Source organism: Priestia abyssalis (assembly GCF_002019595.1).
Taxonomy (GTDB): domain Bacteria; phylum Bacillota; class Bacilli; order Bacillales; family Bacillaceae_H; genus Bacillus_BA; species Bacillus_BA abyssalis.
Window position 1 is genome coordinate 5,366,025 of sequence record NZ_KV917369.1, and the last position, 25,479, is coordinate 5,391,503.

13 protein-coding genes and 2 pseudogenes are annotated in these 25,479 nt (G+C 42.4%); 5 read left to right on the plus strand and 10 right to left on the minus strand.

Going from position 1 to position 25,479, the window contains the following annotated elements; all coding sequences use genetic code 11:
• Window positions 1-154 precede the first annotated feature (154 nt).
• Together BK575_RS25745 and BK575_RS25750 are read left to right on the plus strand one after the other, a co-directional pair.
• Window positions 155-1,138, plus strand: a pseudogene (locus BK575_RS25745) (YifB family Mg chelatase-like AAA ATPase); the annotation flags it as partial.
• Window positions 1,131-1,418, plus strand: a pseudogene (locus BK575_RS25750) (transposase); the annotation flags it as partial. The pseudogenes BK575_RS25745 and BK575_RS25750, both read left to right, overlap by 8 nt.
• Here BK575_RS25750 and BK575_RS29235 read toward each other — a convergent pair.
• Window positions 1,381-1,527 (minus strand): putative holin-like toxin, encoded by a 147-nt coding sequence (locus tag BK575_RS29235; RefSeq protein ID WP_328589536.1) that lies wholly within the window; start codon window positions 1,525-1,527, stop codon window positions 1,381-1,383. The pseudogene BK575_RS25750 and the gene BK575_RS29235 sit on opposite strands and share 38 nt — an antisense overlap.
• 317 nt (window positions 1,528-1,844) lie before the next feature.
• Complete coding sequence (locus tag BK575_RS25755) at window positions 1,845-5,045, minus strand: S-layer homology domain-containing protein (protein ID WP_078414367.1); 3,201 nt, start codon at window positions 5,043-5,045, stop codon at window positions 1,845-1,847.
• Between the two features lie 520 nt (window positions 5,046-5,565).
• On the opposite strand from BK575_RS25755, the gene BK575_RS25760 reads away from it, so the two are divergent.
• The gene (locus BK575_RS25760) at window positions 5,566-6,567 is read left to right on the plus strand and encodes a C40 family peptidase (RefSeq protein ID WP_078414368.1); all 1,002 of its coding nucleotides are present in this window, start codon (window positions 5,566-5,568) and stop codon (window positions 6,565-6,567) included.
• A 222-nt stretch (window positions 6,568-6,789) separates the two neighbouring features.
• On the opposite strand, the gene BK575_RS25765 is transcribed toward BK575_RS25760, so the two are convergent.
• Window positions 6,790-9,237 (minus strand): S-layer homology domain-containing protein, encoded by a 2,448-nt coding sequence (locus BK575_RS25765; RefSeq protein ID WP_078414369.1) that lies wholly within the window; start codon window positions 9,235-9,237, stop codon window positions 6,790-6,792.
• 95 nt (window positions 9,238-9,332) lie between these two features.
• Window positions 9,333-12,869, minus strand: coding sequence for a S8 family peptidase (locus tag BK575_RS25770; protein WP_078414370.1), 3,537 nt, complete (start codon window positions 12,867-12,869; stop codon window positions 9,333-9,335).
• A gap of 504 nt (window positions 12,870-13,373) precedes the next feature.
• Between BK575_RS25770 and secA2 the strand changes: the two genes are divergently transcribed.
• Together secA2 and BK575_RS25780 are read left to right on the plus strand one after the other, a co-directional pair.
• Entirely contained in the window at window positions 13,374-15,728 is a 2,355-nt protein-coding gene (secA2, locus tag BK575_RS25775) for an accessory Sec system translocase SecA2 (protein WP_078414371.1), read from the plus strand.
• 76 nt (window positions 15,729-15,804) lie between these two features.
• Entirely contained in the window at window positions 15,805-16,701 is an 897-nt protein-coding gene (locus tag BK575_RS25780; protein ID WP_078414372.1) for an accessory Sec system S-layer assembly protein, read from the plus strand.
• 529 nt (window positions 16,702-17,230) lie between these two features.
• On the opposite strand, the gene BK575_RS25785 is transcribed toward BK575_RS25780, so the two are convergent.
• From BK575_RS25785 to galU, 6 genes are all read right to left on the minus strand, one after another.
• The gene (locus BK575_RS25785; protein WP_078414373.1) at window positions 17,231-18,496 is read right to left on the minus strand and encodes a hypothetical protein; all 1,266 of its coding nucleotides are present in this window, start codon (window positions 18,494-18,496) and stop codon (window positions 17,231-17,233) included.
• A 32-nt stretch (window positions 18,497-18,528) separates the two neighbouring features.
• Window positions 18,529-20,046, minus strand: coding sequence for a murein biosynthesis integral membrane protein MurJ (gene murJ, locus BK575_RS25790; RefSeq protein ID WP_078414374.1), 1,518 nt, complete (start codon window positions 20,044-20,046; stop codon window positions 18,529-18,531).
• An 11-nt stretch (window positions 20,047-20,057) separates the two neighbouring features.
• On the minus strand, window positions 20,058-20,765 hold the full coding sequence (locus BK575_RS25795; protein ID WP_078414375.1) for a WecB/TagA/CpsF family glycosyltransferase: 708 nt from the start codon (window positions 20,763-20,765) through the stop codon (window positions 20,058-20,060).
• A 203-nt stretch (window positions 20,766-20,968) separates the two neighbouring features.
• Window positions 20,969-22,252 (minus strand): nucleotide sugar dehydrogenase, encoded by a 1,284-nt coding sequence (locus tag BK575_RS25800; RefSeq protein ID WP_078414376.1) that lies wholly within the window; start codon window positions 22,250-22,252, stop codon window positions 20,969-20,971.
• Between the two features lie 658 nt (window positions 22,253-22,910).
• Window positions 22,911-24,230 carry a UDP-glucose dehydrogenase family protein gene (locus BK575_RS25805; RefSeq protein ID WP_078414377.1) on the minus strand — a complete coding sequence of 440 codons (1,320 nt, stop codon included), beginning with the start codon at window positions 24,228-24,230 and terminating at the stop codon, window positions 22,911-22,913.
• Between the two features lie 287 nt (window positions 24,231-24,517).
• The gene (galU, locus tag BK575_RS25810) at window positions 24,518-25,390 is read right to left on the minus strand and encodes a UTP--glucose-1-phosphate uridylyltransferase GalU (RefSeq protein ID WP_078414378.1); all 873 of its coding nucleotides are present in this window, start codon (window positions 25,388-25,390) and stop codon (window positions 24,518-24,520) included.
• Between the last annotated feature and the right edge of the window lie 89 nt (window positions 25,391-25,479).

Below are 25,479 nucleotides of genomic sequence, written 5' to 3' on the forward strand. Positions count from 1 at the left end.
AACAATCTGCAAACGAATTGAAACACCGCGAAATAAAAAGCGAGCAAGTGATGAAAAAATATCACTTTGCTCGCTTTTCTACATAGTGACTGTCACCACCGGAAATAAAAGGTGAAAAACAAACTACTTTGGATTTCACTTCAGGTTCACATAGCCCTTCACCCATCCCAATGATTTTCAAAACATTCACGGTCATCAGCAAGCAAAACGCGCATTAGAAATCGCAGCTGCAGGGGCTCATCATGTGTTAATGACAGACCCTCCTGGCTGTGGAAAGAGCTTGCTGGCAGAAACGTTTCCTTCTATTCTTCCCGTTTTGACAACAGAGGCTCAATTAGAAATGATGAGCTTATATCAATTGGCTCATACATCCCCTCCCGCTTTTCGTTTTCCCCCGTTTCGTCAGCCTCACCACTCTGCTTCTTCCGTTTCTATTGTCGGCGGAGGCTCTTATCCGAAACCAGGTGAAGTGTCACTCGCTCACCGCGGTGTACTCTTTTTAGATGAAATGGCTGAATTTACGAAGAAAACGCTGGATATGCTGCGGCAGCCTCTTCAATCCGGAAACATTACCATCAGCCGTACTCATTCAACCGTCACCTATCCAGCCCGCTTCATTTTAATTGGAGCCATGAATCCTTGTCCATGCGGCCACTTACATTCAAGAACCCACTATTGCACATGTACCGATAAACAAATTCAAGCGTATCAAAATCGGGTATCCGGTCCCATTTATGATCGAATGGACATTTTACTGCAACTGCAGCCGGTTAACTTAGATAAAGAGGCGAATTCATCTGCTGAAACATCTACTGTTATGAGAGACCGAATTATGAAGGCCAGGGAACGACAATACACACGTTACGGACAAGAAGTCTGTAACGGATATGTACCATATGAACAGCTGTTGGATTTACATCCGCTTACCTCCGAGCAACGAAAAATGCTTCAGCAAGTATCAAGCAAACAACATTGGAGCAATCGCGTCCAAACGAAAATCGTCCGGCTTGCCCGAACGATTTCAGATTTGCAAGGAGAAGAAGCTATTTCAAATAAAGCCATTTGGGAAGCAATGTCTTTAAGAAGAACGAACACCGTGAAAAAAAGAAAAGGAAAAGCGAAGTGGCATAATGGGTAGAGTAAAAAGAACTTGGGTACCTGATGCGTTTTATCATATTGTAAGCAGGGGAAATAGACGAGATCCCTTATTTCAAGGCCAGCGAGATTTTCATGTCTTTCTTCACAACCTGTCGCAAATACATGAAAAAATCCCTTTCGAACTGGCTTCATATTGTTTCATGACCAATCATTATCATTTGCAGCTGCGCTCACAGGAAGAACATATCTCGAAGGTCATGGCTCTTATCAATAAACGATACGCTAATTACTACAATGCGCGCTACCGCTTGTGCGGGCATAGACGACCATAGTTACGACTAATGTTAATACTCCTATCAGTACAAGACTGAATTGAGCTACTAAGCTTAATGCTTCATATGTCGTCATCAATACCACCTCCCTTCTCATCGGGAAGTGGTCAACCGCCCACCCTGCTTTATGTAATTGCTTCTATTATCCTAGTACTTTCTCATTAGAAAATCGATCCATAACCAAAAGGAGAGCCCATTGCCACTTAAGCAATCGACTCTCCTTTTTTATTGCCAAAACCATTCGACAATCTTCGGGTGGTAACACCTATCCCATTCCATTGTAGCAAGTTCTAGTCGATCATTCCTCTGAAAATATAAAAAGAAAAGTCCCACAGAGATTTCTCTCTCCATGAGACTTTTCGACAATCTTTGGGTGGTGACAGTGGCACCTATCCTAACTGTGCACTTGCCTAATTAGTTTGCAACATCTGCATCAGTTGCAGAAAGAGAACCTGCAACATTTGCAGATAAGTCTACAAGTGTATTAGCAGCAACCGTTACAGTAACGTTACCTGAAGCAGCTAAAGGAGCACTTAATGTTAACTCAATTACATTGTCATCAGCAGTTGCTCCAGTAGCAACGCTAGCAACTGTTTGAGCTGCTACAGCAGAACCTGCTAAAGTGTATTTACCAGCAGTGAAATCAGATGCAGAATCATCAATTGCTTCAGATAAAGTTAATGTGATTTTGCTACCGCTGTATACAGCATTTGTAATTGTTGGAGCTGTATTATCATTGCTCTTAATTGTAATAACTTCTGCAAAGGTAGTACCTGCTTCTTCTAAAAGAATATCTACATTATAGCCAACTTTAATGTCTCGAAGTTGTTCTTCAGTGATATCACTTGTATCAGTACCATCATAAACATCTCCACCAGAAACTAACTTGTAGATTGTTCCACCAACAGTAACTGTTTTTTCACTTGGATCAACTGCAGTTACTTTACCAGTAACAAGCTCAGCTGGAGCAACTTTAATATCTTCAACTAATTCAGAGCTATCATTAACTGCTAGAACTACTGAATCACCTTTGCTGATAGAACGAGAAAGTTTATCTACTTTATAAGTCTTTTCTTGTCCTTCAACTAAAGCTTTAATTTCCACTACTTTGCCATCTGCATTTTTCAATATGCTTGTAATAACTGCGTTGAAATCAGTTTTATCACTAGCATCGTCTTGCTTGATAACTAAGTAATCAACATTACCATCTTTATCAGCATATACATCGGCAGCTAAAATATCAAAGCCTGCTTTTGAAAGCTCGCCCCAAGTAGTGATAGTGATATCATCTGCATCTGGATCAAACTCACCAGAATCTATAACGCCATCGTTATCTTTATCTGTAAAACCTTCAGAAGCATTATAAACTACTGTATCAGATTGCAAACGATATTTTGTACCACCAGTTGTTGTTACATAGCTATCATCAAGCTCTAACTTCGTAGTTAATGCTGCTGGAGTAAAGAATTCTAATTCTTTAACTTGATCAGAAGAATTTACTGTATAATCAATGATTAAATCATTTGTATTTGTAGATGTTAAAGTTTTAATTGTTGCACCAATTTTTGTAAAAGTGCTATCTACAGCAATTAAATCAAAACCGCCGCCATTTGCTACTAATCTAAACTCTTCAATTTCTGTAGTAGTACCAGGATAGTTTTCATCTACCTCGTATTCCAGGTTTACTTTAGGTGATACAGTGTTATTAGTAACTGTGATTTTATCTAAAGTGCTTACACGGAATGATTTAAGTACACTTGCACCTTTTTCATTTTTCAACTCTAATTCTAAAGTTCCGCGATCTGCAAGATTGTTATCTAAATATGCAAGGATGTTCTCGACATTATATGCTGATAAAGTATCTTTATCAACGTCTCCTTCAGTACCTTCAAGATAAACAACATTACCGTATCTATCTAAGTAAGCAGTTACTTTTCCACCAGCTTGGAATTCTTCTGCTTTATCAGCATCAAGAGTTTTGAATTCATCGCCATCTAGATATTTTGCAGTTCCAAACTCATTAGCAAGGAAATCATAATTCTTACCATCAATTTTAATTTTATCAAAGTAAACTGTTTCAATTTCACCAGAAACTGAATTGTTATATACTTCAGCTACTCCATCTCCACCATTAGAGCTGCTATCGTAGTAAACTACATCGCCTTTTTTAAGATCGCTAGCTTTGATTGTTTTTCCATCTTTGAATAAGATGTAATCTTCTAAATCAAGCTCATCGTCATCAGCTGCAATAGCTACTTCTCCGTCCATTTTTTCCACTACGAAGAAGTTATCCCAATCATAGGAAACGATAAATTCTACTTCTCCATTATCGTTAAAGAATACTTTAGCATAGTCATATTCAGCACCATCAACACCGATAGTTGTAGAAGAATCATTGTTATAGAAAGATAGAGTATCAGCTAATTTGTACTCTTTACCATCAATTTCGATTTTACCATTCTCGCTACCTGTACGAGTTTTAGTTACTTCTAATGAACCAGTTACAACTTCTTTATCGTCGAAAGTAACTTTTTGTAAGTCTCTGTCCTTATCGTACCATACACGAGTGTCAGCACCTAGAGATGCTTGGAAATCAAATTCTGTTTCTTTAGGAACGTTTATTGTTACTCCACCTACAACGAATTTGCGGTCTTCAACATCAACATCAGTAATACGACCTTCAGCAAATCCTGGACGTTGGAATGTAAATTCAGCTACTTCACTACCGGCATTTACAGTAACTGTATAGTCTGTTAAGCGTGCGATTTCATCTTTTGCACCGCTAGTAGTATCTTTTTCAAACAATGTAATTGTTGCAGTTTTTCCATCATGGCCTAATTCAACTGCTTCAATCCCAACACGCTCAAGTGTTTTTGTATTTTTAATTTGAATTTGAGATTTATCTAATTCTGAGATAGATTTATTGAATTTAACTTCTAAATAACGACCATCTTCAGTAAGCGCACTTACACTCTCAATCGCTAACTCACCAATAACCGCTTGTTGCGCACGGTAAACAAACGCTGCGAACTGACCACGTTTTACTGTTTCAGTTGGGCGGAAGTTGCCGTCAGCAACTACAGTGATGCCGTTTTCAGCTAAGATTTGGATATATTCACGTTGGCTCTCATGAGCTTTGTCTAAGTCTTTGATTTCAACTGTAGAACCTTCAACATGTTTTAAGTCAAAGTGTTCAACAATGATTTTCGCCATTTGTTGACGAGTTAATTTTGCGTAAGGGTTTAATTTCCCGTTAGCACCTGTCATAACACCAGCAGCGTTTACTTCGTAAGCCGCTTTTGTTAATTCAGCATCAGTTGTAGGAACGTCAGAGAATACTTGTTCCATTTTACCTTCGCCCTCGATTAGACGAGCGAATACTACTGCTGCTTGACGGCGAGTTAATTCACCGTACATGTCGAACTTGCCATCTTTACCGATGAAAGTTCCTTGTGCTGCTAAAGCGTTGATTGCTTCTTCAAATTGGTGACCTGCAGGAACATCAGAGAAAGATGGTGTTGCTGCACTTGCTACTGGTGCTACAGCGCTTGCTACTACAGCTGCTGTTACAGTACCAGCTACGAATTTACGATAAGACTTTGGTTGGTAAGCCATTGAGTTATTTCCTCCCTTGGTAAGTTAAAAAAGTATTTCAAACTGAAATTAAGAGTCTTTTTATCTATGTATCTCTGTTTCTCTTAACAACAGTCCACTAACAATTACAAATAATAGTATAGATAGTCACAGGTTTAATGTCAATATTTTTAAAAACTGGGAAAATGATGAATATATGAACGTTTTGTGTCCATCCTATTTCCTACAATTCTTCCAGATGAAACATCAACTAGAAAACCTTACCTTTTATTTTACATTATTTACTGCATATTTCAACATTTTTTACATAACTTTGTAGATTTTTAGTAAATAATGCGCATGATATCAGGCTTCCTCCCCCATAACCAACAGGATTAATATATGAAGGGGTTTATTTTCCTATGACACTATTTTGTTACATAACTGTAAAATAACTATTCTGACTTTTATGTTAGACTTATTTCAGTAAGAAACGACATAAAAACGACATGAAATCGACATAGAACGAGTAATATATTAATTTTGGGTTTGAGGTGTACATATGATTAAACGAACGATATTTGGAATAGTTTCAAGTTTTTGCATTATTTTTTCGGCAAATGGACAAGCATCCGCACAATCGAACGAAGATTTAGTGAATTTAGAGAAAATAGTCCCAGCGGCAAAGAAATACATCGGTGTTCCTTATAAATATGGAGGAACGACAGCAAGCGGCTTTGACTGCTCCGGCTATATCCGCCAAGTATTTAATGAAGTGGGCGTTTCCCTTCCTCGTACAGCAGCAGAAATGTATAAAAAAGGAACAAGCGTATCTAAAAGCGACTTGCATGTAGGCGATCTTGTTTTCTTCAACACGACAGGCAAACCGGCATCGCATGCAGGCATTTACATAGGAAACGGGCAATTCATCCATGCCTCTTCTTCTAAAGGGATTACAATCACCAATTTAAACGACCCTTATTATTGGGGACCAAAATACATAGGCGCCAAGCGAATTGTCGCTTCTCAATTAGATGAAGGCCAATTCCGTGACATCGCCACTTCCTTCTGGGCACATGATGAAATTAAAAAGCTTGCTCAAGATAAAATCGCATTAGGTTATGAAGGCGACTACTTCAAACCACATGAAGAAATTACACGTGCGGAAGTTGCGGCTTTATTGGCAAAAGCATTAAAGCTGAATATGTCAAATCGCACCCAAAGCTTTAAAGATGTACCTGCAAGTCACTGGGCTAACGGTGCCATCAACGCCGTGCGCAGCGCAGGTGTCATGCAAGGCGGTCAAGACGGAAACTTCCGTCCGGAAGACGTGTTAACACGCGCTCAATTATCAGCTGTATTAGTTCGTGCGTTTGAATTAAATTCTTCTGCCGGTGCAACAGACTTCACAGACGTGGAATCAGAGCATTGGGCACATACATACATCGAGAAATTATCCGCTTCCGGCATCACAACAGGTTATGCGGACCAAACATTCAAACCAGAAAATGATGTGAATCGTTCACAATTTGCTGCGTTCTTATATCGCGGACTAGAGAAATAAAAAAGAGGAAGCCCCAAGCCTAAAGAACAGGCTTGGGGCTTCCTCCTGAAAATGAACCGTCATGAGAAATTCAGTAAAACCAAGGATTAATTGACGATTCATTTTAGTTTAAAAACAAGGTCAAAGCTGTCTTGAAGACGAATAATTACAATTTCAATCCCCTCATAAAAAAGAGAACCGTTATGAAATTTTTAGGAGTTTCACAACGGTTCTTTTTATGTTTCATTCGCTCTCTTTCAAATCAGCCGAGCGTTTTAAAAATAACGCAAATTGCGATCTTGTTACGTTTTGTGCCGGCCTAAATGCATCTTTGACAACGGTAATGTTATTATTGGCTAAGCGATTGATGTCATCGTAATTCCAATGGGAAGTCGGAACATCGCTGAACAGAATGGCTTTTTCTGTTTCTTTATACCATTGATCATAGGCTCTTACTAAGATAGAGGCCATTTGGGATCTTGTGAGCGGCGTTTTCGGATGGAAGGAGCCTCCTTGCCCCATTAACCCATAAGCCTCCAAGGTCGCCATTTCTTCATAATATAAATCACCAGGATGAATGTCTCCCGCTTTTACTTGATATCCTGCCGGCAGCGTCAGCCCCAATTCTTTCACAAGCATTTTTGCCGCGTGCTGCCTTAGCAATGGCTGATTCGGATGAAACAAGCCGTCCGGGTAACCGGAAATTACGCCTTTAAGCTGTAAATAACCAATGGCAGCTGCGGTTTCATTGTCAGCACCCACATCTGAAAATACCGTGATGTTCCCAGTTTGAATATCAAAAGAAGTTACATAACCTTCAAAACCGTTTCCTTTCACTTTGTACATGACATACTGGTCTTCGGCATTTCCCTTTTCAAACGGCCCCGCTGTTATTTCCAGCGGAGTATAAGGAAGAAGCTGTTTTCCGACCGTGCCGTGCACACTATTATATAATAGAAAAAAGTCGGATTGATTTCTTCCATATATATGGTCTCCCGCTTCATGTAACTGCTTTGTTTTCGTATTCAATTCAGGCCAATTGTACTGAAGCACTTCAAAGCTCATCGTTCCTTCTTCATCATATACGACGTTAACGTTTCGTACCGACTGTAGCGGTACACGGCTAAATTGGCGAATCGCTTCAAATACCCGCTCCTGATAAGTTGTCCCCTTCTCTGCTGCATTCGGATCGTTTTCTTTTCTCAATCCGTCATAAGCCATAAGGGCAAAATACCAATGCTCGAGGATGTTCGTATTTTGATCATTAACTTTTGGAATGCTTTTTCCGCTCTCATTCCACTTTTCTTTCAATAAAGCTGCACCCGTTTCGATGTTATAACGAGTGTCAAATTTCAATCTTTCTTTATCAATGCCCCGCTCTTTCATTTCTTCTTCCGACAGCTTCACTTTCATAATGCCAATGCTGTCATCCTCTGAGACAATCGGCTCACCGTTTTCATCAAACTGCTTCATGCCGGTATGGACATACGCCATTGCCTTCAGAATTTCAGGCGGAATGTCATATTGAACCCCCGTTTCCCGTAAAAGTTCTTTCGTTTCTTCCATTGATAACTGTTCCTGTTTGTAAATATCCTCATAACTGCTGACGGCTTCTTCAATGTTCCCATAGGAAATGCGAAGCTTCTTGGAGCCTCTGTTAAAGCCTTCTGTTGTATGTTGGACCGCCTGGAATGCTACTTCAGGCATTGAATAGCTATTAAATAAGGATTTAGCCTGATAATCTACCTTACTCGCTTCATACCATTTCGCTAAAGGTGATTGTCCATTCAATTGGTCTATTAAAACAGGAAGATATTGACCTCTTAAGTCCTGACCGATTACATACGTCGTTTCGTTATATAAATTCGGATAATAAAACTGTAAATCATAGACACTTGCCCGCTTCTTTTCGTCCGTTAAATAAAGGCCAAGCGGCTGCTGTTTTTGATATTCATCGGAAGATAACCGCTCCATCCAATATGTTTGCAAATCTTCGTCTTCAAATGCCGTATGAAGCTGTGCATTAAACTGCATATGGTTTTTCAATGCATTTTCCGATCCAAACAGCTGCACATAATCTTCGGCCAAAATTTCGGACATCATCCATTCATAGTCTCCGTCCCCTGTATTGGCTTCGGGATAGTCGGATAGATTCCTTGCCTGTGCGTAGTCGGAATCGAGCCAATTCTCGGGCAACAGTGATTCATCTTCAAATAAATGATAAAACGTAAAATGATGGCCGTATTCATGTGACAATGTTAAAGCGATGGAATCAACCGTCGAAAATTGATTCCCTCCATATAAATGGATCGTCCGGTCTGATAGAAGATCGACATCCTTTTTGGAATGTTCATATTCGGCAAAATATTGACCGAGCACGGACTTGCCGGCTGGGAAATCCGGAAAGATGACCACTTGCCCCAGAAGATCGATTTCCTCACCGTGCTTATTTCTTAACAGTTCCTTTTCTACTTCCTTTAACTGATTGACCGTGTTCCATTTCGGGCTGTAGCTTTTTACCGTCAACCCTGTCGGACTCTCGTAAATCGCGACAAGCTCATAATAATCTTCATAATCAAATTGGGCACTTTTTACTTTCGTCTCATCTATAACATGGGCCGATCCCGATGACGGATAAGCCACAAATAAAAAGGCACAAGCCATTCCCAACGATGCAAATAACTTCTTCATTCTGAACCTCCTCTTTCTTCCATCATATCACAAGTTTGAAAGATTAAGAGACATGAAAAAGGCCCGCTTTTCAAAAACGGGCCTTCCTTTTTTTATTATTTAGTTTCAACTGTCAACGTGTAAGGGTTATTACTGGAGCGAACGTTGGCGTCTTTCACTTCGATGAAATAGTTGCCTTTTGCCAGCTGTACTGCACCGATTTCAGCATCACCGATGTAATATTGATCCAATTTCGCTACTTCTTTTCCTTTCGCGTCATAGATCGTGATAACACCATCCAATTCTTCTGGCGTTTGAAGCGTGAAGGTATATTGTCCCGCCGCTGCCGTATTGAATTGGTAGAAATCTTTATCCCCGAACGGTACACCAGGGTTCAATAACGCTTTGGCCTCCCATTTTTTCGCATTAACTGCTTTCAATGCAAGCGGTTTGGATGGCACGTTATTTGTGACTTTAGAAGCTGCATCCTCATCTTTCGTATTAAGTGCATTCAATGCCAACTCATATTCACTGACACTTGAACCAAGCCAGTTTTCCACAATCATAAAGTAGCCCACATCTTTTTTCGCTTTAAACGATCCTGCTTCCGGCTCGCTGTCCCATCCATGGTCAAAGATAACGAAATTGCTCATTTCGTTGTTATCCATTTTCATGTTTCCGTTTGTATCTTCTACGACCGATACAATCGGATCAAGCGGCAAAGTGAGTTCCATTGGCAATCCGGCTTTTTGTTCCTCGGTTGTTTTAAGCGGATTTAAATGGAAGCCGAATAACATCTCATTGGAACGGTGTTTATAATAAAACATGTCAATATCACCAGGTTTGATGAAGTTGCCTTTTACTTTGCTTCCTGCAGATAACGCTTTGGCACGAATCATGGTGTCATTGTTTTCATTTGAATCAACTGGCGCGTTCTTCACTTTCTTTCCGCCCAATTTGTATTCATCGAATGACATACCATTCATATTAGCCGTATTTAAATAATACTTCTGGCCTTTTTCCAAATAAAGCGTCATTTTCGCTTCTGTTTGCCCTTCTCCCGTCAGCGGGTTATAAGACATCCATGAGCTGTAGACAGGATAAATATTATCTTCTTTGTTATCATACGCAAACAGCGTCATATCCGGACGCAATGTATCCGTTTGGTTCATCGCCAACTCGTAAATAGCTGATTCCCCTACCTCAAATTGATACCAGTCCTGATCCATAGGTGTTTGGAAATAGCCTGTTTGTCCTTCCCCAAGCGTAAACGGTCTTGCTGCTTCCTTAATTTTTTGGAACTCTTCCTTGCTCATGTCGAACCACATACCGCCGCCAAGCAGCGAGAAATCATACGGACTCGTTTTGTAGGTACGGTTTTTAAGCATTTCAGCCCGTGATTCCTGTTGCGCTTGTTCTTCTTCCATCATCTCTTCCAACTCTTCCGGCATTGCTTCTTCTTGAGGGTAACCGTCTTCATCTTCAGGCAGCTCTTTCGTTTCTGCCTTTAACTCATAAGGAAGAAGAGATCCGACTACCTGTTTCTTTTCCTCTTCTACACTTTGTTCTATCATCGGCCCGAAGAAAATCATGAAATCGTTGTAAGCAGTAGCACCTGCTGAAACCTCCAATACATATTCCATTTCCGGCATCGCTTCAAATGACACAGCTTCTCCTTTGCTGAATCCATTGTTGTTGCCCCATACTTCAGGGTACGGCCAGAATTCTTTTTCCCAATCCGGTAAATCGGCTGGCGGCTCCTGGCTCAACATGTCAGCCGGGTAAATCTTCAATTCCGTATCTAGTCCAGGTACAGAGGATAACGTGAAGCTGACGTTTGTCGGCTCGTCAAATTTGAACTTGTAGTAATCCTTATCGGCTTCTTCGTCATTTAATAATGTCAATGGCGCGCCTTCTAGATCATTGCTGTTGAATGGCAGTTTTTCAATTTGGATTGGCTCTTCTTTCGTGCCTAGCTCATCGGAAGCTTCGTTCGCTTTCATCAGTTTTAATTCATACATAGATTCGCCGCTCTCGCTGTAATTTTCGTTTTCATCGGTCACGCCAATGACAAGCGTCCCGTTAGCCGGTGCCTTGAATAAATAAGCTTCCAGCTCATTTTGGCGTCCTTGCTTGACTTCAATGGTCTTTTCCGCTTGTCCGCTCTCGGAGTAAAACTTGACCTTTAATTGTTGATCATAATTTTTCGCTCCGCTTAAAATCGATTGGATATATTCCCCTTCTTCAACGCTCACTTTTATCCAATCGGTTTGGCGCGGTTTTGTGATGCTTCCCGTACGTGTCGTTCCTTCTTCTGAAATGGTCACGGCTTCGGCTGCCGCGAGGATTTCGCTGTCTGTTTGATCTTTATAGGTTGGTAGATTTTTAGGATCAAAGTTTAACGCAGCAACCGGATTAACTAATCCATGCCCGTAATCTAAGTCAAAGCCCTTATCTCCCAGGTCGGTAGCCGTCTTCTCCAGGATTGCTTCTACTTGATATGAATTCAGGTTCGGATATTTTGATTTAATTAATGATGCGATTCCCGCCACGACTGGTGATGACATGGACGTTCCGCTCATTTTACCAAAAGTCGAGCCTTTGACAGGTGCATAAAGAGAGCTGTACACATCTTCTCCAGGTGCGGCGACATCAATGACTGGACCGTAAGTCGAATACCAGGACTTCTTCTTCTCAGCATTTGTCGATCCGACCGTGATAACCCCGTCATAAGCAGCCGGATATTGATAGGTCATGTCCGCCGAGTTTCCTGCAGCCGCAACAACGACGACTCCTTTATCAACGGCTTTCTTAACGGCTTCTTCTACAAGCGGCATTTCAACATACGCGCCCAAGCTCATATTGATAACGTCCGCACCATGCTCTACTGCATAAAGAATGGCATCAGCTAATACATAGTCACCGCTGAATTGATCGAACACACTGATGGACATGATTTTCGCTTTCGGATTGATTCCATGGCCTCCAACACCGTTATTCTCCGCCGCGCCAATAATACCGGCGACATGTGTACCATGTGGTCCCGGAGGCGCTGGATTAGCTGGATCAGCAATACTTACCGGCGATGAAATACGACCTTTAAATTCAGGATGGTTCGGATCTACTCCCTCATCGATGACTGCAACTGTTACGTCATTTTTCCCTGCCATCGCGATAGCCTTATCAATTTCCAATGACGAAAGATGATACATATCTTTTTCTTTTGGATCCCCTTGATTGCCAAAAAGCTGCAGCTCAACGCTTGGTGATACAGACGCGACACCGCTGATATGGCGATACGCTTTCAGCGCATCCTCCATTTTTCTCCCTTTTTGCAAGCGAATCACTTCATATCCGAACTCCGGATAGGAACGGATAACTTGTCCACCGACTTTACGATGGTCAGCGCTTGAAATCTTTTTGTTATATTTCACGACAAGCGTGTTGTCACTGTACTGCTGCATGTCTTTTTGTTTTTGCTCATAAAACAGCTTGCTTCTTTCCTTTGAAGAGATATTCAATCTTTCCAGCAAATTATATTCCGGTTTCTCTTTTCCTGACACTTCACCGTTGACCGATGCCGAAGCGACGCTCGGCACTAATAAGGATGAAGCTAGTCCAAATGCAAAGGCTTGTTTCTTCCATTTCCCCATGGGTGTACCCCTTTCGTTATGTAAAATTTACCACATATTATATAAACGAACTAAAATAGGAAAAAGTTTCATATTTTTATAAAAAAAACCATAAAATAATGACTTTTTTTCTACTTCCTCTCTTTCTTCCTCCAAACGACCCTATTCTTTTATATCAACAATACACTTCCTTAATTTGGATATGGAATAATAGAAAATGTTTACCATTAGTCCGTGAAAGTAAAAAAGAAGAGTGCTATACTATTCTATGTGTAGATGATCGATTTAGAAGATTCGACATGACCCAAGAACAGTCATGTCAGCTTTCTAAACCTTTGGGGGCAAATTCAAGTTGTCCGGATCACCGATTATGAATCCTTCTCAACGAAATAAAGATGTTTCAAGCTATTAAATAGGATATATAAAAGCGAAGATCTTTTTCGCTTATTGCCACTGGTACACAAAACAATAGGTAATAGTAGAGAATTAATATAGTACTTATATAGGAAAGGCTAGGAGAATAGGATGTTATCTTACATCAAGAAAGTGATTGGCGATAATCAAGAGCGCCGAATTAAGAAGTATTACAAGCTGGTAGAAGAGATTAACCGTCTTGAGCCTGAGTTCGAGAAATTGACGGATGAGGAGCTTCAGCATAAAACCGTGGAATTTAAGCAGCAGTTAGCGGATGGCAAAACGATTTTTGATCTTCAGGTCGAAGCATTCGCGACAGTAAGAGAAGCAGCAAAACGCGTCGTCAACATGCGCCACTTCGATGTGCAGTTAATCGGCGGACTTGTGTTAACGGAAGGAAATATCGCGGAAATGCCGACTGGGGAAGGAAAAACGCTCGTCGCCTCCTTGCCGAGTTATTTGCGTGCCCTCGAAGGGAAAGGCGTTCATGTCATTACCGTGAATGATTACCTGGCGCGCCGCGACCGTAACTTGATCGGGAAAATCCATGAATTTCTAGGATTGACAGTCGGCTTGAACGTACCGATGATGCAGCCTGACCAAAAGAAAACCGCGTATCAAGCAGACATTACATACGGTGTGGGGAATGAATTCGGATTTGACCACCTCCGCGACCACATGGTGTATGATGTGAGCCAGCGCGTGCAGCGTCCATATCATTATGCCATTATCGATGAAGTCGACAGCGTCTTGATTGACGAAGCGAAAACACCGCTCATCATTGCCGGTAAAACGGCATCAAGCTTTAACTTGCACCATTTATGCGCGAAAATCGTGAAAACGTTTGAACCCGATATCCATTATCATTTTGATGAAGAAACGAAAGCGACGAGCTTTACGGATGAAGGCATCGAGAAAATTGAACAAGGATTTGGCATCGACAACTTATATGAGTTGGAACATCAAACGCTTTACCATTACATGATTCAAGCATTGCGTGCTTCTGTGATGTTTAAACGCGATGTGGATTACATCGTCAAAGACGATAAGATTTTGCTTGTCGATATGTTTACGGGTCGTACGATGGAAGGCCGCACATTAAGCAATGGTCTCCATCAGGCGCTTGAAGCGAAGGAAGGCGTCACCGTTACGGAAGAAAACAAAACACAGGCTTCCATTACGATCCAAAACTACTTCCGTCTCTATCCGGTCTTGTCTGGAATGACGGGAACGGCAAAAACAGAGGAAAAAGAATTTCAAGAGCTGTATGCAATGGACGTTGTGCAAATCCCGACGAACCGTCCGATTCAGCGTCAGGATGAAACAGACCTTGTGTTCGCGACCACCGAAGCCAAATATCGAGCAGTAGCAGCAGAAGCAAAACGTATCCATGAAACGGGACAGCCGATTTTAATCGGGACAACTTCCATCCTTCAATCGGAAGAAGCAGCGAACTATTTACGCGAAGCCGGTGTGCCTTATCAAATTTTAAACGCCAAAAGTGTCGATCAAGAAATCGAGCTTATTTCCGGCGCCGGCCAGAAAGGTCATGTAACAATCGCGACGAATATGGCAGGACGCGGTACCGATATCAAGCTTGGTGAAGGCGTGGAAGAATTAGGGGGACTGTTCGTATTGGGAACGGAACGCCATGAATCGAGACGTATCGATAACCAGCTGAAAGGACGCTCCGGCCGCCAGGGAGATCCGGGACGATCTCAGTTCTTCATTTCCCTTGAAGATGATATGTTCCGCCGCTTCGCACGGGAAGAACTTGAAAAGTTGCAGCCGCAGCTGAAAACAAACGAAGATGGCCTTGTTCTCAATAAAAAGATCGGTGAGTTCGTCGATCGTGTCCAACGCATTTGTGAAGGAAGCAACTACGCAATGCGCGAGTATAACTTGAAACTGGACAATGTCATCAACGAGCAGCGTGGAGTCATCTACAAGCTTCGTGACAAAGTGCTTCTGACAGAAGACAGCCTGTCACTCGTCGAGCCGATGATTACTTCTTATGCGCAAGCGGTCATGAATGCGGTTTGTGACGAAGAACTTCTGCCGGAAGAATGGGATTTGAAGATTTTATCAAATGAAATGAAAGAAGTTCTCCACGGTTTCCCTATTACGTTTGACCATCCGGTTCACGAACGGGAGGAAGTCGAGCAAGTCATTTTGCCGGCCATTAAACAGTACACGGAACAGTTGGAACCGTATAAAGAAGACAGCCGCTTCCAATACACATTGAAGTCATTGCTTTTAAATACAGTCGACCGCGAGTGGATCAAACATTTGGAAGCGATGGAACGTTTAAAGGAAGGAATCGGTCTGCGCAGCTACAGTCAGGAAGATCCGATGCGCCAATACCAGCGCGAAGGATTGGAGCTGTTTACGAACATGTATCACAGCCTCGAGAAAGAGGTCGCTGTACAAGTGTCCGAATTGCTGAAAACGGCTCAAGGGATGTAAGAAAATACAGGACGAGCAGGGTGACGGAAACCTTCAGTTGTTTCCCTCCCCTATCGTGTGTTAACGGAGGTTTCACATGTTATCATTTTTCAAACGCAAAAGTAAAAACCCGCAAAAACAAGGATTGGACAGTACGATTGAATCAAAGGATGTAACCGCTAAAGATGAGAACGCATCAAGCGAAGAACTCGTTCGGCCGAAGCTTTCCTTTCATCCGGATTGGGATATTAAAGAAGAGGATCGCTACGTCTACCAGTTCCTCAATAACGATTGCGAGCCTCTAAAGCCCAACCAGCTTTCTTTATCGGGATTAGAGCTGCAGCGCAATGAAATGACAGGCGTTGTAACCGTCAATGCGCTTGTACGCACCAGCTTAAATCGTCCAATCAAGCTCGAAGAAATGGCCCTTGTTTTATTAGGACCGGAAAAAGAATTATTAGCGAAAAAACACTTTGATTTATCCGAGTTAGGAGAGCTTCCTGCTGCTTCCAGCCGTCCGTGGAACTTTGTTTTTGAACCATCCACCGTCAAAGTGGACGAGCTTCCGGAAAGCGGCTGGACACTTGCCTTCCAATTGAAACCGGCCCACCAGCTGGACCTGGAAGAAAGCTGGGAGCAAGCACTTCCGGAAGAAGAAAAAGAAAAGCTCAAAGATTTAGTGGAGAAACAATTAACACCGCCCGGAGAAGGCGAAGTGAACTTCATGGGGCTGCAAATTCGCCATGACGACAATCAAAACTTGCATGTATCAGTCCTGATTCGCAACGGAAGCGAAAAAGACGTGACATTCCAGCAAATTCCGCTCATCGTTGAAGATGCGAGCGGCGAAGTCATCGCAACCGGCGGTTTCCGTCTAGACGAATTCAGAGTCAAAGCCTATACAACCAAACCGTGGACGTTCATCTTCCCGAAAGAACTCGTTCAAAAAGAAACGATGGACTTAAGTACGTGGAAGGTATATCCGAAACAGTAAGAAAAGCGAAGGCGACTGTTCAGAGAAGGCCGACTAAGAACGCCGCGTCCTGCGGCAACGTCGGCATGACCCACATCCTGTGGGCCCAAGGAAATAGGGATTGACCCCGTATACGCTTTTTGCCTTATGAGGGCAAGCATCATTTCCCGTGCTGAGCTAGGAGCCGCAGCTGGACAATAAAAGAAACTGCTGAGCATCGCTCAGCGGTTTCTTTTGTCTCGTATTAACGATAGGCAGTAAGACCCCCGTTTCAAAATGCGACGGCCTTAGAAATATTTGACGGAGATAAAGAAAAGCCCTTGCTGATGGAAGTTTCCTTTAGAAACTGCATTTTCTTTTTCATGGAGGGGAATTTTCTGCTCCATGAAAAAGAAAAATGAGAAAAACGCCTAAACCTTTAGGCGTTTTTCTCATTGGGCTACCAACCGAGGTTATTATTTCAAAAGAAGGAAATATTTCTCTCTGTATCCATTTTACCATCTAAATGCATGGAGGACAATTTGTTTTTTTGATTTTTCCGCTAAATAATTTATGGATTTTGCAATTTTCGATCTTGCTCGATACTTGTCGAAACAATCGCATATACGATCATGATCAAGAACACGAGATCCAATAAACCGGTATGGATCGAAATCATGAAAATCGTCATGACGAAGCCGTAAGCAATCGTTTGATAAGACTTCGTACCCGTTTTCATCATTCGGTTATACAGCATCGTCAAGACAGCTCCGTAAAAAGCCAAACCAAGGATGACTGCGATATAGCCGCCCTCAATGAACAGCTGCCCTAAAATCGTCGGAGTCGTTGTACGTCCCGGACGTGTAATGTAGTTTCCGTCTTTGATTGCATAAGAGTTTACCGCATCGGTAATCATCATACGCGGCGATACTTGCTCACCCGGCAGAACGGTCGAGAAAATGCCTTTATGAAGCTCGCCTTTCAAATAACCGTAATCTTCTGTATACTCCATAATTTTACTTACCACAATACGCCCTGTTACCATCGTTTCCGTCAACGCACGGATGGCTTTCGGCGTTTTATTCACTTCACGTCTCAATTGAAGGATACGATCTTCTTTTTCCTCCGTAAGTTCCACTTGCGGACCTGTACGATCATTGAATGGCTTAGATGTATCTTCTGTCAGAACACGGAACAAACCGAACAACGAGAAGGAAACAAAGATAACGGTCATGAACAAAATGAGCCATGACGTACTAATACGGCGCACCATGTAGTGGAAAATCAGCATCGATGTAAAGAACATGATAGCAATCGCCGTACGGTATCCCATCAGCATGAATGCCCCAAAAATCAATAACAATAAGACAACATACGTTTTCTTGAATTGTCCTTCTTTAATAATGCGGTAACTGATGATAAAAATGACCGCAAACCATAAGAACGTACTTAAGAAATTAAGCTTCGGATCCAAGTTGCGTCGAACGGATTCATCGGCAATTCCGATTTGACCTGTAAACAACATGATCAAATAGCTGACAAGACCCACCAGTCCGAGCAAATATAAAAACCAGATTGTTTTTCCCTTTAGGAAGCCTAAGCCGAATGTCGGAAATGTCCAGCCAAGCTTCGTGACGATAAAAACTGCTGCATAATAGGCAGCCAATCCAACAAGGATGACCGGCACGATATTTTTCTTTGCATCAAACAGCTCCACACGACCGAAGTCGAATAAGCTGAAGAAAAAGTAAATCATCATGATTGATGGAAAGAAAATGTAGGGAGAGAATACATCATATTTATTAATCGTTTGAATAAGACGATTGTTTTTTAACATAAAGGTGTTGTTACTAAAATCGTTAGTAACACTTACCCCCCTTCACTTGCTTTGCGTTTAAATTGTTTAATATTAATGAGTTCTTTCATAGATTGAGAACGTGTGAGGAACAACGCGATAAAATAGACCGCTCCTCCAATCATCGCCATGGCTGCAACATATACGTATACATTCCACGATGCGATGAACCGTTCAACAAATAATAAAACAGCTATCATCACAGCTGTTGCGATAAATACTTTTATATATTCTTTTGCCACATAGCGTAAATCGAAGCCTCCAGAGATTTTATACAGCGTACTGAACGTAATGACCGAGTACACAAATCCCACTAACGAGAAAGACAGCGCAAGTCCCGGTGCCCCCATTGTCTTTACGAGCAGCGCATTGAAAATGACGTTACATACAATGGAAATGACCCCGATACGAAGCATATAATGACCTTTTTCGAGTGTATAAAACCCTTTGGCAATGACGGCCTGTATACTATAAAACACGACAGATCCCACATAGTATACCGCATATTCACTTGTCAAAGCCGTGGAAGTCGCATCGAATTTCCCGCGTTGATAGAAGATTTGGACAACCTCTTCCATCAGAAGCACCATTCCTGTCACGGTAGGCGCCACAAACAGGAACATAAAGGAAAGGCCTTTTTCGATCCCTTGCTTGAACAAGTCCATTTTTTGCTCTATTTTTGCCTGTGCTAAAAGCGGAAAAATGATTGTGGCAATCGTAACGCCAAAAATGGCCTGTGGAATATTGACGAGACGGAATGCATAGTTCAAGTTGGCTACGACCCCCTCCTCCAAGCGAGAAGAAAAGATGGTGTTAATAAGCAAGTTCACTTGTCCTACCGCAATCGTCAATCCAACCGGCAAGAAAATCAGATAAAAGGAGGATACCTCCCGCTTGTCCATCGGCTGCTTCCAATTCATGAATTGGCCCGGTTTCAAGTAAATCAATTTAATGAACAGCGAAATAATTGTTCCCACAAAATAACCGAGAGCCGCCGAATAGATGCCTAGACGATCATGAAATAAAATGGTGCCCCCAATGGTCGCAAGCACGACACTCGTCTGGGAAAACGTCGAAAAGGAAAACTTTCTCTGCGCATCAAAATACCCTTCATATACCGCATTGATTCCTACAAGGAAAACGGAAGCGAAATAAATGACAGCCGTCCACACAGCCACATCCATTGCCTCCGGCTTCGGATAGACAACCGGAATAACAAAAGGAGAAAGAATCATCCCTACAATCGTGACGGCAAGAGAAATCCAGAACGTTCCCTTGACGATATTCGTTAAATGGGAAAATCCTTGACCGAGCGCATTATATTTATAATAACTCGGCAAAAAAGCTTCCTTCATCCCTGTCAGCATAAATAAGATGAGCGTATTCGGAATGATCATGGCCGCTAAATAGGCATCCGCTTCATGGGACGAACCGAAATAGTTGGCGATGACAAGATCCCGCAGCATACTCGAAAATTTCAGCACAAAGGTTGAAATAATTAACAAAATACTGGCTAATCGTAACTTTGACATACGAAAACCTTCTACCCTTTAATGACTTTCATCAAGAATTTCGGTAAAATCAACTGTCTTTTCCAGCGCCACGGTTCTTTCAACAATCGGTAAAACCATTCTAGTCCAAACTTTTGAAAGAAAGCCGGCGCACGGTTTAAACGGCCGGATATAACATCAAAAGATCCTCCCACTCCCTGATATACATAAGGAGCAAGCTTCTCTTTATGTTCGATGATCCAGTTTTCCTGCGCCGGGCTTCCCAATGCGACGAAGATGATTTCGGCTTCTGAAGCATTGATGGTATCTGCGATGACTTTTTCATCCTTTTCATAGCCATGGAGCGTACCCTTGATTTGGATGCCAGGGAACATTTCCTCCAGCTTTACCTTCGCTTCATCAACAATGCCTGGCTTGGCACCATAAAGAAAAATCTTTTTTTGATGGATGGCCGCTTCTTTACAAAGCTGAAGCATCATATCGATCCCCGTCACACGCTGGCGAATGTTCCCGCCTTTAAGAATGGACGCGATAATGACTCCTATCCCATCAGGAATTTGATAGGTTGCGGAGTTCAATAATTGACGCAGGCTCTCATCTTGCTGGGCTTTCATGATTTTTTCAGGGTTAATGGCAACGATAAAAGCGTTTCGCTTTTCCTCAATGTCCGCTAACAAATGAGCTGTCAGCTGTTCATACGTTTCACCGCAAACATCTATCCCTAAGATGTTTTCTTTCATTTAATCACCTATTCAAAAGAGTTATCATAACGGGTTCTATTAGTTGCCGTCATAAGATATTAAAATAAATCCGAAATACAGTAAAAACTCCGCGCTCCACCAGAACATTTCCGCCTGCATGCCGCGCGGGTCGAAAAACAGGCTAACTCATTGGATATAGACGGTTTTCACCCGTGTCCAATGAGTTATCTGGATGTGTTTAATTAAAATGCAGAGTATTTCGAGTCACCTAATAAGAACACATCAAATCCGCTTTCTTCCCAATTATTGCGGTCAATGCAGTTTTTCGTATCCACGATGATCTTTGTTCGCATTGGCCCTTCCACCAATTCAGGCTGAAGAGACTTGAATTCATTATGATCCGTTAAAATGAGGATGGCATCGGCATGCGCGACCGCTTCCTCAAGATGCTGCGTTTGACGCTCCAACTTGTTTTCTTTAATATGCGGATCATACGCCGTGTAGTCCATGCCAAGCTGTTCTAAATGGTGAATGACTTCTGTAGATGGACTTTCGCGCATATCATCGATGTTTCCTTTGAACGCTAACCCCAATACCGCTACACGTCCATGCTGAATTCCTTTTTGCTCGAAAATGTTTTTCACTTTTAAAGCCGTATATTCTGGCATCGCATCATTCGTTTGACGTGCTAAAGAAATGATTTTTGCCAATTCCGGCTGCAATTCCACTAGGAACCAAGGATCAACTGCGATGCAGTGACCGCCTACTCCCGGCCCCGGTAAATGAATATTTACACGCGGGTGGTAGTTCGCAAGCTTAATGGCTTCCCATGCATTGACACCGATTTTTTCACAAATCTTCGCAAGTTCATTGGCAAAGGCAATGTTGACATCGCGATACGTATTTTCAATAACCTTAACCATTTCCGCTGTTGTCGCATCCGTTACATGAATGCTGCCTTCAACGAACGTCTTATAAAGCTCCACCGTCAGACGGCTTGATTCTTCGTTAATGCCGCCGACAATGCGGTCATTATTCACTAGCTCTTCAAACACGCGTCCTGGAATAACACGCTCTGGTGAATGAGAAATGAATAATTCCGTACCGAATTGCAGACCCGTTTCTTTTAAAACAGGCATCATAACGTCTTCTACCGTACGCGGAGGAACAGTGGATTCCAAAATGATAAGATTTCCTTTTTTCACATAGGGCACGATGGATTTCGTCGCTTCGCGCACATAGTTTAAGTTCGCCGTTTTATCAGCATTGATTGGAGACGGTACAGCAATGATGAAAACATCCGCTTCTTCAGGTGTTGTCGAAGCGGTAAAGTTTCCGCTGTCGACCGCTGAGGTTAATCGTTCCTGTAAACCATTTTCTTCTATATGAAGCTGCTTATTTTGGATCAGCTCTACTGCTTTTTCATTTACGTCCACACCATGGACACGTAAGCCATGATTCGCGAACATTACCGCTGTTGGTAACCCTATATAGCCTAAGCCAACTACGCATAATTTCTTTGTCATTTCAAAAAATCTCCTTTGTATGACATGCCTAAGAATTTAAAACCTAAATGATATTATATCGAAAAACACAAAATCATGATAGCATTTATCTTAAAACATGAAAAGAATTTCCTTAAAGTCTCCGTCCATCTAGAAACTTCGACATGGTCAAAAAATTCGGGATATCTAGATAACTGTTTATGAACTCGCTTCAATATAAATAAAAAAGTATCAATTGACTAATATAACAATGACTTATAACAATGACTTTAAGTGTGTGTTCAAAAAGGACCGAGAAGTTCAAGGAAGCGCCGTCTCGAACATAAAGGAAAGCTTCTCACGATTCTTCATCGCACGCAGGAAAAGTGATTTTCTTTTCCAAGGAACGGAGCGCAAGCTGGCCGCTACGAAAGCATTATCCTCGCACGAAGAAAAAGTATTCTTCTTTTTCGAGGATATGCTATTAATACGTGAGTAGCGAAGAGACAAGCTGACGCCGCCCGACTAAGAACCGCCACGTCCTGTGGCGAACGTCGGATCAGTACATCCTGTACAAGCAATTTCGACGGTCATTTTTCCCGGACTTTTTGAACAACCTCTTTAAGGATATTGTTCCTAGTTAGAGTATAAAAATTTCATTAAATAAGTTGAACATGGGCAAAGAGGGCCCATGTTCAACTTATTTTTGTGGATTTACTATAACTGATTCGCGGCCAATGGACACATAGGTAATTGGGTATTTCCGCACATCTTCCAAGGCATAGCAGTTACGGCCGTCAAAAATGACAGGGGTTTTCATTCGTTCGACATATGCCGATAATGGGAGGGATTTAATCTGTTCCCATTCGGTTACGATAAACGCCAAATCTGCCGCTTTTAACGCTTCCTCCGGTGAGTCAGCATACTGGATACGGTCTCCATATTGAGCCTTCACATGGGCAGAGGCAATCGGATCATAGGCCTGAACCGATACTCCCGCTTCTAACAGCTTATCAATTAGCAATAGAGATGCCGCTTCACGGATATCGTCCGTATTGGGTTTAAAAGCCAGGCCCAAAATCGCGGCTTTCTTCCCATTGAGAGGACCCATCATTCGTTCCGCTTTTTCAAATAGGACTACCCGCTGCTGATTGTTGACTTCAATGACTGATTCAAGAAGGTTAAAACGGTAGTCAATTTGGTCGGCGAGCTGGGCCAGCGCTTTCGTATCTTTCGGGAAGCAAGAACCCCCGTAACCGATGCCCGCATGTAGAAATTCTCTCCCAATGCGCTTGTCCATGCCGATTCCGTTTGCCACATCAGAAATATCGGCTCCTACACGCTCGCAAATGTTAGCAATTTCATTAATGAAGCTGATTTTGGTCGCCAAAAAGGCATTAGCTGCGTACTTGATCATTTCCGCGCTTCGAATGTTTGTGATGACAATCGGAAGTCCAAACGGCTCATAAAGCTTTCTCATTTTCTCTCCCGTTTGTTCATCCTCCACACCTAAGACAATCCGGTCTCCGTTAAACGTATCATGGATGGCGGAGCCTTCGCGCAGAAACTCCGGGTTGGAGACGATATCGACTTTTACGTCTTTATTTTTGTGCTGTTCGATCAGCTTCTTGATATGGTCATTTGTCCCGACAGGCACTGTGCTTTTCGTAACGACCGTCGCGTCTTGATTAATGTGTTCGGCAATCGCTTTTGCCACCGCCTCCACATATTCCAGGTTCGCAGACCCATCTGGTTTTTCGGGTGTTCCTACCGCTATATAAATAACGTCCTTGTTTTGATAAGCCTCTTCTGCAAAAGATGTGAAATGCAGGCGTCCGGCTTCGATATTTTTCTTCATTAATTCATCAAGACCCGGCTCATAGATGGGCGACATTCCGTCTCTCATTCGTTGCACTTTTTGTTCATCGATGTCAAAGCATGTAACATGATAACCGATATCCGAAAGGCATACCCCTGTCACAAGCCCTACATAACCCGTTCCTGCGATTGAAATTCTCACATTGTTCCCTCCAAACTGCCTCTTTTCATAAATTTTCTCCTCTTAAATGTGCCCCGCCTTAAAAGCCTTCTATAAGCGCCAGGCAAGAACCGGTACATCACTTGCCTGTTTTGTACTTCCACCGATGGAAGTTTCCTTTATGTGACTCTATATGAATCCATTTAAATTTTTAACTTTACAATTGTTTTTGTCTTATTTGCGCCTCTCTGTTCTTACACCTTAAATCAACTCACAAAGGTTCTCGTATAAGCGGTCGGCAAGAACCCGCAAGGGAGCTTGCCGACCGCTTATGTGGATTTTATATTTTGGAAATAGTTCAGTAGATCTTCGCGCAGATCCTCACGCCTTAACGCAAAGTCAATCGTCGCCTTAATAAATCCGAACTTATCTCCTACATCATATCGAGTACCCTCGAAATAATAAGCCATGATGGATTGAGATGCGCTTAACTGCCTGATGGCATCTGTCAGCTGGATCTCTCCTCCCGCTCCCGGGGGCAGCCCTTCTAAAACCCCAAAGATTTCCGGAGTTAATATATAGCGACCCATGATCGCATAATTAGAGGGCGCATCATGAAGCTCTGGCTTTTCCACAAGCGACTGAATTTGGAATACACCTTGATCTAATGACTCACCTTTTGGAGCGACAATTCCATACTTGGATACCTCTTCATCCGCTACTTTCTGAACGCCAATAACGGAACAGCGTTGTTTTTCATATACATTGATCAATTGACGCAAGCATGGAGTGTTCGATTGGACAATATCGTCTCCCAGCATGACGGCAAACGGCTCATCCCCGATAAACGTCCGCGCGCAATTGATGGCGTCGCCCAATCCCTTTGGCTCTTTCTGACGAATGTAATGGATATTGGCGAGGTTGGAAATGGCTTGAATCTCCTTAAGACGTTCCTGTTTCCCTTTCTTCGCCAGCGTTTCTTCCAGTTCATATGATTTATCGAAATGGTCCTCGATGGCCCGCTTGCCGCGGCCGCTAATAATGATAATATCTTCGATGCCGGAGGCGACCGCTTCCTCCACGATATATTGAATAGTCGGTTTATCTACAATTGGAAGCATTTCTTTTGGCTGCGCTTTTGTCGCCGGCAAAAAACGGGTCCCCAGCCCCGCAGCCGGAATAATGACTTTGCGTATGGTCATCTCCTGACTCCCCCTACTCAACTTTCACTTCTCTTTATCCTGCTTTCTAATATAAGAAGTCTGATAAGTTTAACTAACATTCTGCAGGG

Bases quoted from the DNA above. Each gene is read 5' to 3' on its own strand.
- BK575_RS29235 (WP_328589536.1), bottom strand. From the start codon at position 1,527: ATGAGAAGGGAGGTGGTATTGATGACGACATATGAAGCATTAAGCTTA.
- BK575_RS25755 (WP_078414367.1), bottom strand. From the start codon at position 5,045: ATGGCTTACCAACCAAAGTCTTATCGTAAATTCGTAGCTGGTACTGTA.
- BK575_RS25760 (WP_078414368.1), top strand. From the start codon at position 5,566: ATGATTAAACGAACGATATTTGGAATAGTTTCAAGTTTTTGCATTATT.
- BK575_RS25765 (WP_078414369.1), bottom strand. From the start codon at position 9,237: ATGAAGAAGTTATTTGCATCGTTGGGAATGGCTTGTGCCTTTTTATTT.
- BK575_RS25770 (WP_078414370.1), bottom strand. From the start codon at position 12,869: ATGGGGAAATGGAAGAAACAAGCCTTTGCATTTGGACTAGCTTCATCC.
- secA2 (WP_078414371.1), top strand. From the start codon at position 13,374: ATGTTATCTTACATCAAGAAAGTGATTGGCGATAATCAAGAGCGCCGA.
- BK575_RS25780 (WP_078414372.1), top strand. From the start codon at position 15,805: ATGTTATCATTTTTCAAACGCAAAAGTAAAAACCCGCAAAAACAAGGA.
- BK575_RS25785 (WP_078414373.1), bottom strand. From the start codon at position 18,496: ATGTTAAAAAACAATCGTCTTATTCAAACGATTAATAAATATGATGTA.
- murJ (WP_078414374.1), bottom strand. From the start codon at position 20,046: ATGTCAAAGTTACGATTAGCCAGTATTTTGTTAATTATTTCAACCTTT.
- BK575_RS25795 (WP_078414375.1), bottom strand. From the start codon at position 20,765: ATGAAAGAAAACATCTTAGGGATAGATGTTTGCGGTGAAACGTATGAA.
- BK575_RS25800 (WP_078414376.1), bottom strand. From the start codon at position 22,252: ATGACAAAGAAATTATGCGTAGTTGGCTTAGGCTATATAGGGTTACCA.
- galU (WP_078414378.1), bottom strand. From the start codon at position 25,390: ATGACCATACGCAAAGTCATTATTCCGGCTGCGGGGCTGGGGACCCGT.